The following is a 13937-nucleotide window of genomic DNA, read 5'->3' on the forward strand; positions in this document are numbered from 1 at the left end:
CGTCGCCGCCGGGAAATTCATCGGCCCCGGCCGATCCGCAGCGCGTCGCCGGTGGCCGGATTGCCTTCGTAAATCATTGCCGGAAAAGGTCCTCGGCGGGGGCCGGCCGAATGACAGCACACCCTTCTGTGGAAATCCATTGCCCCCGGCCGAACGAGAACGACTGCACAATGGTTCAATTCTCGCAGCAAGCGCTCGGAGTGCAGGAGGTAGAGGATGGCAGTGCGCTACTCGAAAAGGGAACAGACCAAACTCGTCAATCGGGTGAAAAAACTTATCGCCCAGGGCAAAACGGTCAATGCCGCGTGCACTTCGGTTTCCGAACGTGAAGGTGGGCAGCCCGCGGCGAACACACTCGCGAATTGGCTCAAGGCGGCAGGGCTCCCCGAAGCCGAGCCCACCCAGGAAGAGGCCGCACCGGCCGCTCCGGCAGCACCGAAGAAACGCCGCCGCCGGACCGCCACCCGGAAATCGGCGCCGGCCGCCGTGACTGCGGAGCCGGAATCGGAGCCCGAAGTACCGGAGGCCGAACAGAATACGGTGCCCGAAGCACCCGCCGAACAGTCCGAGATTCCGGTGACCGAGAGCGCTGCGGTTCCGGCGGCCGAGGCCACCGGCGACACCGGCGCCCAGGCCGAATCGCTGACGGAATCCGCAACGGCGTCCGTCGCCGAACTCGTGCATATCCGCACCGCCGACCGGACCGCGGAGGCCACGGGCGATCTCGACGATCTTCTCGACGAGAATCTCCGTTTGCGTACCGCATTGAGTGAGGCGAATCGCGAAATCCGCGCCATGCGCGACCTTCTCGTCGTCTACGCAAGCCGCTGAATCATACCGGCCGCACCATACGCGGCCGGTATCGCAGCATCGGGGTGTGCGCCGGCCGGATTCGGCCGGCGCACACTCTTGTTCCGGTGTCGTGCGAGGTACCGGCCCGGGACCTTCAGTGGGCGGGATACCCGCCGGTGATCAGCGGCACGATATGCCGGTGGGCGAATTGCGTGAGCCGGTCCCGGGATTCGAGATCGACCGCACCGATCGGCTGCAGAATCAACGAGTGCACAATCCGGGCGGCGATCTCGATTCGGGTCGCGAGATCGGGGATATACGGTAGCCGCAACCGGCGCAGCGCATCACCCACCACGGTGGTGGCGGTGGTGATCGCCATGGCGAAGAATGCACCACCCTCGGTGGTGAGCTGGGGTAGCAGCCGGCCGGGTTCGACCGCGAGTACCCGGTTGACCATGGGGTGGCCGCGCCACCGGTCGATCACGGTGACGAAGAGGTCGGCCACGACGGCGTCGACCGTCGTGTGCCGCGCGGGGATCCCGTGTAGTTCGTCGAGCAGCGCGCGGACCTCGCGCGTGGTGACCGCACGGACCAGTTCGTCGCGTGACCCGATGCGCCGGTAGACCGTCCCGCGGTCGACAGCCGCCTCCCGGGCGATATCTCCGATCGTTGTCTTCTTCACGCCGAGTCGTTCGAACTGTCGTCGCGCGGCGTCGAGGATACGTTCTTCGAGATCGTCCGGAAGGGGGTCTTTCGAGGTGGGGGCGGTAGCGGGCACGCCGGACACGCTAGCAGTGCGCACCCGATCGGCAACAATCCAGAAGATTTTGTTGCGACCACATTGCAAGACAATATGTTGCATTGTACGGTTCAGGACATGGCTGATGACAGCGCACCGCCGCGCACCTATCGCGAGGAAGCCCACGCGATCCACGCGCGGGATGTGCACTTCGACTTCTCCGGCGTCCCGATGCACTACATCCCCGGGGAAGTGCTGGCGACCCATGTCACCAATGTGATGCACCTGGTGCTCCCCGAGGGCGAACGCGCCATGGCGACCTGCCTGGCCGAGGCACTGCCACATATCGACGACGAACGACTCCGCGAGGAGGTCACCGGGTTCATCGGCCAGGAATCGATGCACGCGGGCAGCCACGAGGGCGCACGTCACCATCTGCAGTCGATCGGGCTGGATGTCGAATCCTATGTCACCAAGGTCGCCTGGCTGGTCGACCGGGTACTCGGCGACCACGGGCTCACCGGCCGCGCCGAACAGGAGTGGCTCAAGGAACGGATGGGCCTGTTCGCCGGGATGGAACATTTCACGGCGGTGATCGGTGAATGGCTACTCGAATCGAAGGTGCTCGAGGAACTCGGCATGGACCCGACCATGCTGGACCTGGTGCGCTGGCACGGCGCCGAGGAAGTCGAGCACCGCAGCGTGGTATTCGACGCCTATATGCACCTCGACGGCGGCTATGCGCGCCGGGTCCGCACCGGTCTGCTCGCCAGTGGGTTGCTGCTGCCGTTGTTCGTGGTGTCCACCGCCTACCTCTACCGCAAGGATCCGAGCCCGGCGAAGGGACGTTTCTGGGGACAGCAGTTCCTCAGCGCGACGGTGCGCGGTGTGATTCCCAGTTTCACCACGTTCTTCACCGAGATGCCGCGCTATCTGCGGCCGGGGTTCCATCCTTCACAGCTGGGTTCGATGGACAACGCCCTGCGCTATCTGGCGCACTCCCCCGCGGCCCGCCGATGAACACCACCGAACCGGCGCCGTCGCGCAGCCTGCAGGTGCTGGGCGTTGTCATGGACCTCTACAAGAAGGTGTTCACCACACCGGCGCTCTCCCCGTCGAACCCGGTGCGGCGCAGCGGTTTCGATATGGATGTCACGGTGGAAGCGGTCCACGCCGAGGCATCGGACGTGGTTTCGCTGACCCTGCGACGTCCGGACGGGCAGCGGCTACCCGCCTGGCGTCCCGGTTCCCATCTGGATGTATTCCTGCCTTCCGGGCGGCAGCGCCAGTACTCCCTGTGCGGTGACCCGCGGGATCTCTCGCGTTATCGCATTGCCGTGCGCCGGCTGTCCGGCGGTGACGGCGGGTCGACGGAGGTGCATACGCTCGCGCCCGGTGATGTACTGCGGATACGCGGTCCACGTAATGCGTTCACCTTCGTGGAGACCGCGCCCGCCTACCTGTTCGTCGCCGCCGGTATCGGTATCACCCCGATCTTGCCCATGGTGCGGGCAGCGGGCGACCGCGGGCGGCTGGTGTATCTGGGCCGATCCCGCGACACTATGCCGTTCCTCGGCGAGCTCCCGACCGGCACCGATATCCGGCCCGACGACGAATTCGGCATCCCCGATATCCCGGCGATCCTGGCGGACGCGCCCCCGGGGGCCGCGGTGTACGTCTGCGGCCCGCCGCCGGTTCTCGAAGCCGCGCAGCGCAGCTTCTTCACACTGAACCCGACCGGCTCGCTGCATACCGAACGATTCTCGGCGCCACCGATCGTCGACGGCCGGGAATTCGACCTGACCCTCGCCGCCTCCGGTAAGCAGGTGCGGGTGGGTGCCGCGGAATCCGCGCTCGACGCGATCCGCCGGATACATCCCGGCGCCGTGTTCTCCTGCCGCCAAGGGTTCTGCGGAACCTGCAAGACCAGGGTCGTCGCGGGCGATATCGACCATCGCGACCGCACCCTCACCGACGCCGAACGCCCCGGCCACATGCTTCCGTGTGTCTCCCGGTCCGCGGGCGGGCCGTTGGTTCTCGACCTCTGAAGCGAAAGGCCCACCAGCACAATGTCTCCCAGTTTCCCGCTCGAACCGGCGGATGACACCTTCCTGAACACCACCGACCGGCGCTACACCCATATCGTCGATATCCCGGCCTCGCGGGCGCAGGTCTGGGAAACCCTGACCGCCGACGACGCCCTGGTGTCGTGGTCGCCGGTGGTGACATCCGCCCGCTGGACCTCGCCGCGCCCGTTCGGCGCCGGCACCACCCGGCAGGTGACCCTCGGTGGCGCACTCCGCCTCGACGAGCGTTTCTACCGCTGGGAGGAGAACACCCGGATGACCTTCACCGTCGATTCCGCGTCCGTACCGGGCCTGCACCGTTTCGCCGAGGACCTCACCCTCCTGTCACTGGGCACCGCGACCCGGCTGGTCTGGACTTTCGCCCTCGAAGGCACTCCGCTGCTGCGGCCCGTACTGGCCGCGGCGAGCCCGGTGAACCGCCTGGTCACCAAATCCATCGCCGAAGGCATCACCGGCCGGGTCCGGCGCGACGCGGTGGGGGCGCGACGATGAGCGCGGCGGAGCCCGGCGCGGTATCCGAACATCACAGCATCGTCGTGCTCGGGGCCGGTTTCGGCGGTATCGGGCTGGCCATCGCACTGCGGCAAGCCGGTTTCGACGATGTGGTGCTGCTGGAACGCGCCGCCGATCTGGGTGGCACCTGGCAGGCCAACACCTATCCGGGTTGTGCCTGCGATGTCCCGTCCCAGCTGTACAGCTACTCCTTCGCCCCGAATCCGGACTGGTCGCGAACCTACGGGCGGCAGCCGGAGATCCTCGACTACCTGCGCCGCGTCGCCACCGAGCACGATGTGGTGCGCGCTATCCGGTTGAACACCGAACTGACCGGCGCGCACTGGGACGAGGCGAACGCCGTCTGGCGGATCGACACCTCCCGCGGTTCGCTCACGGCGGACTACTTCCTGTCTGCCGCCGGTATCTTCGCGGAAGCGAAGTACCCGGATCTGCCGGGCCGCGACAGCTTCACCGGTACCGCGTTCCATTCCCTGCACTGGGATCACGACCACGATCTGGCCGGTGAGCGGGTCGCGGTGATCGGCACCGGGGCGTCCGCGGTGCAGTTCATTCCGGAGATCCAGCCGCGGGTGGCCGCGCTGACGGTGTTTCAGCGGTCGGCGCCGTGGATCGTGCCCCGGATGGATCGTCCCACCCTGGGGTTGGAACGGCGTCTTCTGCGCCGTCTCCCGCTGGCGCAGAAGGCCGTTCGCGGTACCTGGTACGGTCTGATCGAAAGTTTCGGCCTGGTCGGCTTCGTCGACAACCGGTTCCGGCACCCCTTCGAGGTACTCGGCCGCCTCCAGTTGCTGCGCCAGATCCGGGATCCGCGGCTGCGCCGCAAGGCCACCCCCGATTACGTCATCGGCTGTAAGCGGGCGATCTTCTCCGACGCCTACCTGCCGGCACTGGACAAGGGCAACGTCGAGGTGATCACCGAGGGGATCGCGGAGGTGCGGCCACGATCGATCGTCACTCGTGACGGCGACGAGATCGAGGTCGACACGATCATCTACGGCACGGGATTCACCCCCATCCCGACCGCATTCGAGCGGATCACCGGACGCGACGGCCGCTCCATCGCCGAGCTCTATTACGAGGAACCGCAGACCTACCTGGGCACCGCGATGGCCGGATTCCCGAACTTCTTCTGCACCCTGGGCCCGTTCGGCGCGGCCGGCAACCAGTCCGCCATTTTCATGCTGGAAGCGCAGATCGCCTATATCGTCGACGCGCTGAGCACCCTGCGGGAACGCGGCGCCCGCCGGGTGGAGGTGCGCCGGGAAACCCAGGACGCCTTCGTCGGGGAAATGGAACGGCGCAGCGCGGATACGGTGTGGCTGACCGGGGGCTGCCAGACGTACTACACCACGCCCGACGGCCGCAATGCCGGTCTGTACCCGAGCTGGAGTTTCGAATACCGCCGCCGCACAAAACGTTTCGATGCCGAATCCTACGAGGTGAGTACATGAAGCCGCCGCTACCCGCCCCGCTGGACCGGCTCACCGGGCCGGTATTCGATATCCGGGACAAAGTCGTGCTGGTCACCGGCGCCGGGCAGGGTATCGGCCGCGAACTCGTGGGTATTCTGCACCGGCGTGGTGCCGTGATCGCGGCGGTCGATATCGATGCGGCCGCCGCGCGGCGCGCCGCCGACGAGCTGGGATCGCGGGCCTGCGGTATCGGCGCCGATGTCACCGACCGGGACCGGATGGAACAGGTGATCGGCGAGGTGACCGACCGGTTCGGCCGGCTCGATATCGTCGTCGCCAACGCCGGGGTCACCCCGGTACCGGCGACACTGCGCACCATGGAACCCGGCGATTTCGACCGGGTGCTGAACATCAACCTCACCGGGGTGTTCAATACCGTGCATCCGGCGCTCGACGAGATCGTCCGCAGCGGCGGGCATGTGGTGGTGGTGTCGTCGTGTGCGGCGTTCGCACCGGGGATGGGTGGTTCGCCGTACATGATCAGCAAGGCCGCGGTCGAACAGCTCGGCCGGGCGTTGCGGGTCGAACTGGCCGCCTCCGGCGCCACCGCGGGGATCGCCTATTTCGGTCTCGTCGAGACACCGATGACCCATGCCGTGCTCGACGCCGACGATCTCGGCCGCCGGATCAACGATCTGCTGCCGTGGCCGCTGAGCGTGCGGATCACCGCCGCGCAGGCCGCGCGCACCATCGCCGACGGGATCTCCCGGCGCGCGCCGCGCACCATCGCGCCCAGCGGATGGCAGCCCTACGCGCTGCTGCGCGGGGTGATCAATACCGTTCTCGACGGCCGGCTGGCCGCCGATTCGTCGGTGCACGATATCGTGCGCGCGATCGAGAAGAGGCGATGACCGCACTGCCGGTGCGGGGTTCGTGGCAGGCCCGCACCGTCCGGCAGGTGTCGGCGCTCACCGCGCGCCGGCTGGCGGCGGCCGCGCCGGTGAACGCCTGCACGCTCCCGCTCGCCCGCACGCTGATCGATCAGGCGTTGCGGACGGTCGCACCGGCGTTGTCCGGCACCACGGTCGAACAGATTCGCGACGGTGGGGTCGCCGGGGAATGGGTGCGCGGTCCACGGGCCTGCCGCTCCGACGCCGTCGTGCTGTACGTGCACGGCGGCGGATTCGTCGCCGGATCCGCCGCCGGGTATCGCGGGGTGGCCTCGCGACTGTCCACCGCGACCCGGCTGCCGGTTCTCACCCTGGACTACCGTCTCGCGCCCGAACACCCGTATCCGGCGGCGCCGCAGGATATCGACCACGCGTTCCGGTGGCTCACCGGCCGCGGTTACGCCCCCGGCCGGATCCTGGTGGCGGGAGACTCCGCGGGTGGGTTCCTGGCCGCCGATTTCGTCCTCACCCGGGCACGCACCGGTCTGCCCGCACCCTGCGGAGTGGTGTTGTTCTCGCCGATGGCGGATCTGAGCCTCGGGGTGGCCACCGGTTACGAGGGGGCGCAGGCGTGTGGCCTGCTGTCGGCCGGCCTGTCGCGCCGCGCGGTCACCCATTTCACCCCCGACCCCTACGAGTTGCTGCCCGCCCACGGTACACCGCTGCCACCGGCGCTCATCCACGCCGGCGATACCGAATTCTTCGGCGGCGACGCCGTCGTCCTCGCCCAGCGGTGGACCGCCACCGGCGCAGTCTGCGAACTGCAGGTGTGGCCCGACCAGATCCATGCCTTCCAGGTGCTGCCCGTTCTCATTCCGGAATCGCGGCTCGCCTACCGGTCCGCGGGCCGTTTCGCCGCCGCCGTTCTCGATACCACCGCAGCCGCGGTCTGATCCGAAAGACTCCCCCGTGAGCACAGTTCGTTTCGACACCCTGCCCGCCGCGTTCCAGCATATCGCCGCCGTGGACCCGGCCGCCGTCGCACTCCGCACACCCGGTGACACCCACACAGTCAGCTGGCGTGAATACGCGCAACAGGTCCGCGAATTCGCCGCCGGGCTCGCCGCGCTCGGCGTGCGCCGTGGGGACACGGTCGCGTTGATGATGGGTAACCGGCCGGACTTCTACCCGCTCGAGGTGGCCGCCCAGCATCTGGGCGCGACCTCGTTCTCGGTGTACAACACCCTGCCGCCCGATCAGCTCGGGTACGTTCTCGGCAATGCCGGAGCCCGCGTGGTGATCTGCGAACCACAGTATGTGCCGCGGTTACGCGATTGTGGGATCACGCTCGAGCATCTGATCTGCCTCGACGACGTCCCCGCCGGCACTCTGCCGGTGAGCGGGTTGCGCGCCGCGGGGGCAGCGGATTTCGATTTCGACGCGGCCTGGCGCGCGGTGCGACCCGGCGATGTGGCGACCCTGATCTACACCTCCGGCACCACCGGCGCCCCGAAGGGTGTGGAAACCACCCACGCCAACCTCCTGTTCCAGGTCTACGGGGTCGCCGAGGTGCTCGGTATCGAATTCGGCGACACCATCACCTCGTATATGCCTTCGGCGCATATCGCCGATCGGCTCACCGCGCTCTACGCGCAGGAGGTGCTCGGCGTCCAGGTGACCTGTGTCACCGACCCGTCCGGGATCGCGGCCGCACTGGCCGATCTGCACCCGACCATCTGGGGTGCGGTGCCCCGGGTGTGGGAGAAGGTCCGGGCCGCGGTGGAACTCGGGGTCGCCGCCGAGCCCGACGCCGAACGACGCGCCGCCCTGCAGTGGGCACTATCGGTGGCCGCCACCCGCGGCGAATACGCCCTGTCGGGCCGCGAACTCCCCGCCGACCTGGCCGCCGACTGGCAGCGCGCCGATGAACTGGTCCTGCGGGGGTTGCGGGCGGCACTCGGCTTCGACCGGATGCGCTGGGCGATGTCGGGCGCCGCGCCGATCCCGCCGGGGACATTGGGTTTCTTCGCCGGCCTCGGGGTGCCGATCACCGAAATCTGGGGAATGTCGGAACTGTCGTGTATTTGCACGGTCAGTCACCCCCGCGATGTCCGGCTCGGTACGGTCGGGACGCTGCTGCCCGGTATGGAAGCCCGGACCGCGCCCGACGGTGAGCTCCAAGTGCGCGGGCCGCTGGTGATGAAGGGATACCGCGGACTGCCGGAGAAAACCGCGGAGGCGATCGATGCCGGCGGTTGGCTGGCCACCGGCGATATCGTGACCGTCGATGCGGACGGCTATTTCACCGTCGTCGACCGCAAGAAGGACATCATCATCAACGCGTCCGGTAAGAACATGTCGCCGACGCATATCGAGAACACCGTCAAGGCGGCCACCCCGCTGATCGGCGCCATGGCGGTGATCGGTGACGGCCGCCCCTACAACACTGCGCTCGTCGTCCTCGACGCCGAAACCACCGGCGCCTACGCCGCACAGCACGGTCTCACCGATGCCTCGCCCGCCGCACTCGCCGCCGACCCCACGGTACTGGCGGCGATCGCCGCGGGTATCGCCGCCGGGAACGCACGGCTGGCCCGCGTCGAACAGATCAAACGCTTCAGCGTCCTGCCGGTCTTCTGGGAAGCCGGCGGCGACGAGATCACGCCCACCATGAAACTGAAGCGCACGGTGGTGGCCGAGAAATACGCCGGCCGGATCGCCGATCTCTACCGCACCGAACCACCCGCTGAAGTCCGCGAACCCGCGGCGGTACCGGCGAACCGCTAGAACCGGTTGCCGGGTCGCGGTGGCGCACCGCGACCCGGCAACGGATCACACCTCGAGGTCTTCTTCGATACCGCGCAGCTTGTGCCGGGCCATGGCCAGATTCGCGCGGCCGCGGTCGAGCGCGAGGTAGAGGAACAAACCTTTCGATTTCCGGCCGGTCATCGGGCGGATGAGATGGTACTGGGAACTCAGCGTGATCAGGATGTCCTCGATATCCTCCTGCAGGCCGAGCTGTTCGATGGTCCGCAGTTTCGCGCGCACCACCTCGGTGTTACCGGCGGCGGCGACATTCAGGTCGAGCGCTTTCGAACTGCCGAGTGTCCCCAGCGCCATACCGCTGTTGTAGTCGACGACTGCCGCGCCGACGGCGCCGTCGATCGACATCATGTCCTTCAGCGCCAAGTCCATATCGGACACAGGTGTTTCCTTTCGATCGGTTATCCGGGTCTTCCGTCGGTTCGGCCGGTTTCGCGGGCGGTGCCCGCAAGATGTTCGGCGATACTGCGCGCCACCGGACGGGATTCGAGATGCAACCGGCCGATGTTCACGTCCGGTTCCGCGAGCACGGTGAGCGATGCCCAGCCCGCCGCGTAGATGACGATATGCCCGCGCGACCCGTCCACCACGACCTCCTGGAACCCGCCACCGTGCGCGACACCCGCCAGCCGGTCCGATAGCGACAGTTGTGCCGCGGCGAGCGCGGCCATTCCGGTGGGTTCGATATGTCCGGGTAGGTCGTGGGTGACCAGCAGGCCGTCGCTGGAGGCCACCAGCGCCCCGATCAGTCCGGGCACTCGGGCCCGTAGCCCTGCGAGCTCCGCGTGTACCGCCGGGTCCGGTTCGGGCATCGGCACTTTCGTCAACCTCCCCCTCAGATCGCCGAGCAATTTCCTGCGCGCCGTCACGCGAGATCCTCCAGTGCCGTGCGCAGCCGCAGGAGCAGTTGCTGATCCACCGGCTCCCACTCGCCGTCCTCAGGAATCGGCACCGCCTGCCGCACCCGCCGGCGCAGGGCCGGTTCGGCGGCGTGCCGGGGCGCGGTCTGCGCGCGCGGGTCCTGCGGCGGTTCGATCAACCCCGCCGCGGTGAGGTCGCGCACCGCCTCCAGGCAGCCGTACACGGTGCGCCCGAGGTCGCGAGCGATAACGGTGACACTGCGGTGGGTATCGGCGGCGGCGAGCACCTCGGCTTGGCCTCCGGTGAGTACGACACGATTACGGCGAACCCGGCGGGCCGGGACCACGGGCACCCGGTCGGCCAGCCGCGCCGGCCACGGCCCGGAATTCGGGTCCCCGCGCCGTGCGCATTCGCGGATCAGAACCCGCGGCCGGATACGGCAGACCGGGGCCAGCCAATGCGGCGGCGCGGGCCGGAATTCGGCGACGACCGGGGCGGACAGCAGAAAATAGGCGGCGTCGAAAACCGAGAGCAGCGCCAAGGTCTCGAACATCGGGCCGCCGAGCGCGGGCCCGGCGGTGCCCGCGGCGGCGCGCTGCCACTCGTCGGCACCGGCCACCCCGGCTTCCGCGGCCAGCCGATCCAGGCCGGTGGTGCGGCGGCATTCGGCGGAGGCTATGGCACCGTCCGCGAGATGGAAAACCCCGTCGCCCGCGCGCAGCACGCCGGTGCTTCCCTCGTCTTCCAGGCGCCGCAGCTCGTCCGCGAGCTCAGTTCCCATAACCGTCCTCGGCCGGTTCCACCTCGCGACCGCCCTGGGCCGGTTTCGCCTCGCGACCGCCCTGGGCCGGTTTCGCCTCATGCCCGACCCCGGTCGGCGCCGCCGCCGGCCGAACGCCCCCGTCCGGTTCCGCCGCCTCACGATCGCCCTGGTCCGGTTCCGTCCCACCGCCCCCGGTCAGTTCCGCGAGGATGCCGCGTAACCGGAATCGGGCCATGGCGAGGTTGCCCGAATCCTCGTCGAACAGCGCGTGCACGAACAGTCGGCCCTCGAAATCACCGCGGACCAGGTCGATCAGGTGGTATCCCCCGGTGCCGCACACGATGATCTCGGTGATGTCGTCCTCGTCCGCGCCGGTCGCGAGCGCCGGGCAACCGAGTACGGCGCGCACGATATCGGTGGTGGCGGCCGCGTCCTCGTGCTGGTCGACCAGTTCATGGCGCCCGGCCCCGGCGACTGCCAGCCCGCTCGCCCCGTCGACCAAGGTCACGCTGCGCGCCCCCGGGATGTCCATGATCCGTTCCAGACATCCATCGATACCGATCACTGCGCCTCAATCTGTTCATCCGTGTTTCAGATTGCTGAGACACTACACAGACCTTGCGAACTATGTCGTGCGAACGCAGTAATGCGTCCCGAGTGCGCCATTCGCAGACGGGGGCGGACGCGGACAGAACAGTTCGCGGCGCCACGGAAAAGTAGCGCTCAGCGGCTCACAGCACTGCGTAATCGGGAATTCCGGCGGCTTTTGCCGGATTCGGACCTCCGGGCCGACAGTGTCCGCACCGGTCAGTCACCGAGCCGGGCCGCCAGGATCGGAACCCCCGGGCCGGCGAGTTCACCGGTGATGCCCTGCCGTCCGGCCATCGCCATGAGCAGCGATTCGGCCGGTCCGGAGATCTCGGCGCCCCGGCCGTGGCACCACTCGAGATCGGTTGCCGACAACCGCAGCCCGCGGATCCGCCGGTGGGCGCCGAGCCGCGGGTTGCCCGGTGTCCGCGCCAGCACATAACGCAACCGGTCCTCGGGAACGGTGCGCGGTACGCCGAGCGGGCGGCGGATGTCCTGGTGATGGATCAGGCCGTCGACCAGCGCGATCATTCCGCCGAAGCCGGCGGTCAGTCCCCGCGGCTGCCGGTGGCGGACAAAGAATTCCAGTAGTTCGCCGGTGCTGTAGGCGCGGAACTCGTCGACCCCCACCTCGTTGGCGTGCACGAAACGGCCTTTGACGAACCGCCCGGCCAGACCCCGCGCATCCAGGTGGTCGTAACTCACCATATGCGCGACCACATCGCGCACTCGCCACCCCACACACAGGGTCGGCGCCTCCCATTGGTCCGATGTCAAGCTCGCCAGTAGCGCGGCGATATCGTCGCGTTCGGCACGCGCCATAGTCATGACGTTCATCGCGCTTCTCCTTCCGCCTGCGACGTGTGAGCCCGGTGCAGGCGCTGTTCCAGTAGCGCCTGTTCGGCCGGATTCCGGGTGAGTTCCAGCGCCTGCCGGTCGGCCGCCGCGGCATCGTCCGCGCGACCGAGTTCGCGTAGCAACTCGGCCCGGGTGGCGTGCAACAAGTGGTAGCCGCCGAGTCGTCCGGCGAGCTCGTCCACGGTCGCCAATGCCGCGTCCGGACCTTCCACCTGCGCGCGGGCTATCGCCTGATGCAACCGGATCACCGGCGAGGGCGTCATCGCCGACAACAGGTCGTAGAGGACCACGATCTGTGGCCAGTCGGTGGCGGTCCAGTCCGGCGCCTCGGCGTGGCAGGCCACGATCGCCGCCTGCACCTGGTACGGGCCCGGCCGTCGCAGGCGGCCGGCGGCGAGGAGCAGATCGATCGCGCGCCCGATCGCCGCATGATCCCAGCGGGCGCGGTCCTGGTCGCGGAGCAGCACGATACGGCCCGCATCGTCGAAACGCGCCGCGGCACGCGCGCGATGCAAGCGGACGAGCGCGAGCAGACCCATCACCTCCGGTTCGCCGGGTAGCAACCGATCCAGCAGGGCCGCCAGCCATTCGGCGTCGGCAGCCAGGCTGGGGTCGCCGGCGGTTTCGGTCGCCAGGTAGCCCTCGTTGAAGAGCAGGTAGACAACCGCCAGTACCTCGTCCAGGCGTTCGGCGAGTTCAGCGTCCGAGGGGGTGCGGAAGGGGATACCGGCCTGCGATATCTTGCGCTTGGCGCGGGTGATCCGCCGGCCGACAGTACTTTCCGATACCACGAACGCCCGCGCCAGTTGCCGGGTATCCAGCCCGCACACCATCCGCAGGGTCAGCGCCACCTGCGCTTCACGCGCAAGCGCAGGATGGCAGCAGATGAACATCAGTCGCAGCCGGTCGTCGGCCGCGGCCTGCACCGGCCACCGCAACTGCCGCAGTTTGTCGCGATAGTTGGCTTCCCGGCGCAGTATGTCGAGGCCGCGGCGACGGGCGACGGTGAACAACCACGCCTGCGGATCGTCCGGGACACCGTCGACCGGCCAGGTGCGCAGCGCCTTCTCGACCGCATCGGACACCAGGTCCTCGGCGGCGGCGAAATCACCGAGCAGGGTGACCAGCGACGCGGCGAGCCGACTGCCGTGCTCGCGCAGCACCGCGGCGAGGACCCGGCCGGGGTCGGCGCCGGTCACATCAGGACCGGTCGTATCTCCACCAGTGGGCAGCCCGGCCAGGTCCGGGCCATGGCGAGCGCTTCGTCCAGGTCGGCGACCTCCACCTCCACATATCCGCTGACGATCTCCTTGCCCTCGACGAACGGGCCGTCGGTGACGAGGGGCCCACCGGCCGCGTCGAGCCGGACCGTGGTCGCGGTATCGCCGCCGGCGAGTTTACGGTTGTGCAGAATCTGGTCGCCGTATTCCGACAGCCAGGCCTGGACCCGGGCGAACCCCTGTTCGCGCGCGGTATCGTCCATGGCCTCCCAGTCCTTCTCCCACTGCTCGGTTTCACAGAACATCAGCACGTATTTCATGCTCGAACACCTCCTTCACCCATTAGACGATCGGCGCTACCCGAAATCCGACAGGCCGGCGGATTCCG

16 protein-coding genes are annotated in these 13937 nt (G+C 68.4%); 8 read left to right on the forward strand and 8 right to left on the reverse strand.

Going from position 1 to position 13937, the window contains the following annotated elements:
* Window positions 1-216: 216 nt before the first annotated feature.
* Window positions 217-831: a hypothetical protein gene (locus tag ACFWPH_RS18710; RefSeq protein WP_378752558.1), complete on the forward strand. Its 615-nt coding sequence runs from the start codon at window positions 217-219 to the stop codon at window positions 829-831.
* A 115-nt stretch (window positions 832-946) separates the two neighbouring features.
* Here ACFWPH_RS18710 and ACFWPH_RS18715 read toward each other — a convergent pair whose 3' ends face one another.
* Window positions 947-1570, reverse strand: a complete 624-nt coding sequence (locus tag ACFWPH_RS18715; protein WP_378752560.1) for a TetR/AcrR family transcriptional regulator — start codon at window positions 1568-1570, stop codon at window positions 947-949.
* Window positions 1571-1669: 99 nt separating this feature from the next.
* On the opposite strand from ACFWPH_RS18715, the gene ACFWPH_RS18720 reads away from it, so the two are divergent.
* From ACFWPH_RS18720 to fadD11, 7 genes are read left to right on the forward strand one after another with little or no spacing between them, the layout of a single operon-like run.
* Window positions 1670-2551 carry a metal-dependent hydrolase gene (locus tag ACFWPH_RS18720; protein WP_378752562.1) on the forward strand — a complete coding sequence of 294 codons (882 nt, stop codon included), beginning with the start codon at window positions 1670-1672 and terminating at the stop codon, window positions 2549-2551.
* Window positions 2548-3579 carry a PDR/VanB family oxidoreductase gene (locus ACFWPH_RS18725; RefSeq protein WP_378752564.1) on the forward strand — a complete coding sequence of 344 codons (1032 nt, stop codon included), beginning with the start codon at window positions 2548-2550 and terminating at the stop codon, window positions 3577-3579. The genes ACFWPH_RS18720 and ACFWPH_RS18725 overlap by 4 nt, the downstream gene beginning before the upstream one ends.
* A gap of 21 nt (window positions 3580-3600) precedes the next feature.
* Entirely contained in the window at window positions 3601-4110 is a 510-nt protein-coding gene (locus ACFWPH_RS18730) for an SRPBCC family protein (RefSeq protein WP_378752566.1), read from the forward strand.
* On the forward strand, window positions 4107-5585 hold the full coding sequence (locus ACFWPH_RS18735) for a flavin-containing monooxygenase (RefSeq protein ID WP_378752568.1): 1479 nt from the start codon (window positions 4107-4109) through the stop codon (window positions 5583-5585). The genes ACFWPH_RS18730 and ACFWPH_RS18735 overlap by 4 nt, the downstream gene beginning before the upstream one ends.
* Window positions 5582-6457: a short-chain dehydrogenase/reductase gene (locus tag ACFWPH_RS18740; protein WP_378752570.1), complete on the forward strand. Its 876-nt coding sequence runs from the start codon at window positions 5582-5584 to the stop codon at window positions 6455-6457. The genes ACFWPH_RS18735 and ACFWPH_RS18740 overlap by 4 nt, the downstream gene beginning before the upstream one ends.
* Window positions 6454-7389, forward strand: coding sequence for an alpha/beta hydrolase (locus tag ACFWPH_RS18745; RefSeq protein WP_378752572.1), 936 nt, complete (start codon window positions 6454-6456; stop codon window positions 7387-7389). The genes ACFWPH_RS18740 and ACFWPH_RS18745 overlap by 4 nt, the downstream gene beginning before the upstream one ends.
* 16 nt (window positions 7390-7405) lie before the next feature.
* The gene (gene fadD11, locus ACFWPH_RS18750; RefSeq protein ID WP_378752574.1) at window positions 7406-9223 is read left to right on the forward strand and encodes a fatty acid--CoA ligase FadD11; all 1818 of its coding nucleotides are present in this window, start codon (window positions 7406-7408) and stop codon (window positions 9221-9223) included.
* Between the two features lie 45 nt (window positions 9224-9268).
* On the opposite strand, the gene ACFWPH_RS18755 is transcribed toward fadD11, so the two are convergent.
* The 7 genes from ACFWPH_RS18755 to ACFWPH_RS18785 form a co-directional block, all read right to left on the reverse strand.
* On the reverse strand, window positions 9269-9640 hold the full coding sequence (locus ACFWPH_RS18755) for a hypothetical protein (RefSeq protein ID WP_280418388.1): 372 nt from the start codon (window positions 9638-9640) through the stop codon (window positions 9269-9271).
* A 20-nt stretch (window positions 9641-9660) separates the two neighbouring features.
* Window positions 9661-10128 (reverse strand): roadblock/LC7 domain-containing protein, encoded by a 468-nt coding sequence (locus ACFWPH_RS18760; RefSeq protein WP_378752576.1) that lies wholly within the window; start codon window positions 10126-10128, stop codon window positions 9661-9663.
* On the reverse strand, window positions 10125-10901 hold the full coding sequence (locus tag ACFWPH_RS18765) for a hypothetical protein (RefSeq protein WP_378752578.1): 777 nt from the start codon (window positions 10899-10901) through the stop codon (window positions 10125-10127). The genes ACFWPH_RS18760 and ACFWPH_RS18765 overlap by 4 nt, the downstream gene beginning before the upstream one ends.
* Complete coding sequence (locus ACFWPH_RS18770; RefSeq protein WP_378752580.1) at window positions 10891-11448, reverse strand: hypothetical protein; 558 nt, start codon at window positions 11446-11448, stop codon at window positions 10891-10893. Before ACFWPH_RS18770 ends, ACFWPH_RS18765 begins: the two co-directional genes overlap by 11 nt.
* Window positions 11449-11690: 242 nt before the next feature.
* A complete protein-coding gene (locus ACFWPH_RS18775; RefSeq protein WP_378752582.1) occupies window positions 11691-12308 on the reverse strand; it encodes a maleylpyruvate isomerase family mycothiol-dependent enzyme in 618 nt (205 codons plus the stop codon).
* Window positions 12305-13528, reverse strand: a complete 1224-nt coding sequence (locus ACFWPH_RS18780; RefSeq protein WP_378752584.1) for an RNA polymerase sigma factor — start codon at window positions 13526-13528, stop codon at window positions 12305-12307. Before ACFWPH_RS18780 ends, ACFWPH_RS18775 begins: the two co-directional genes overlap by 4 nt.
* A complete protein-coding gene (locus ACFWPH_RS18785; protein ID WP_378752586.1) occupies window positions 13525-13869 on the reverse strand; it encodes a YciI family protein in 345 nt (114 codons plus the stop codon). The genes ACFWPH_RS18780 and ACFWPH_RS18785 overlap by 4 nt, the downstream gene beginning before the upstream one ends.
* Window positions 13870-13937 lie beyond the last annotated feature (68 nt).

This window comes from Nocardia sp. NPDC058499, assembly GCF_042719915.1.
Taxonomy (GTDB): domain Bacteria; phylum Actinomycetota; class Actinomycetes; order Mycobacteriales; family Mycobacteriaceae; genus Nocardia.

Excerpts from the sequence above, each read along its gene's own strand:
- ACFWPH_RS18740 (WP_378752570.1), top strand. The coding sequence starts at position 5,582 with ATGAAGCCGCCGCTACCCGCCCCGCTGGACCGGCTCACCGGGCCGGTA.
- ACFWPH_RS18775 (WP_378752582.1), bottom strand. The coding sequence starts at position 12,308 with ATGAACGTCATGACTATGGCGCGTGCCGAACGCGACGATATCGCCGCG.
- ACFWPH_RS18720 (WP_378752562.1), top strand. The coding sequence starts at position 1,670 with ATGGCTGATGACAGCGCACCGCCGCGCACCTATCGCGAGGAAGCCCAC.
- ACFWPH_RS18765 (WP_378752578.1), bottom strand. The coding sequence starts at position 10,901 with ATGGGAACTGAGCTCGCGGACGAGCTGCGGCGCCTGGAAGACGAGGGA.
- ACFWPH_RS18745 (WP_378752572.1), top strand. The coding sequence starts at position 6,454 with ATGACCGCACTGCCGGTGCGGGGTTCGTGGCAGGCCCGCACCGTCCGG.
- ACFWPH_RS18785 (WP_378752586.1), bottom strand. The coding sequence starts at position 13,869 with ATGAAATACGTGCTGATGTTCTGTGAAACCGAGCAGTGGGAGAAGGAC.
- ACFWPH_RS18710 (WP_378752558.1), top strand. The coding sequence starts at position 217 with ATGGCAGTGCGCTACTCGAAAAGGGAACAGACCAAACTCGTCAATCGG.
- ACFWPH_RS18725 (WP_378752564.1), top strand. The coding sequence starts at position 2,548 with ATGAACACCACCGAACCGGCGCCGTCGCGCAGCCTGCAGGTGCTGGGC.
- ACFWPH_RS18735 (WP_378752568.1), top strand. The coding sequence starts at position 4,107 with ATGAGCGCGGCGGAGCCCGGCGCGGTATCCGAACATCACAGCATCGTC.
- ACFWPH_RS18730 (WP_378752566.1), top strand. The coding sequence starts at position 3,601 with ATGTCTCCCAGTTTCCCGCTCGAACCGGCGGATGACACCTTCCTGAAC.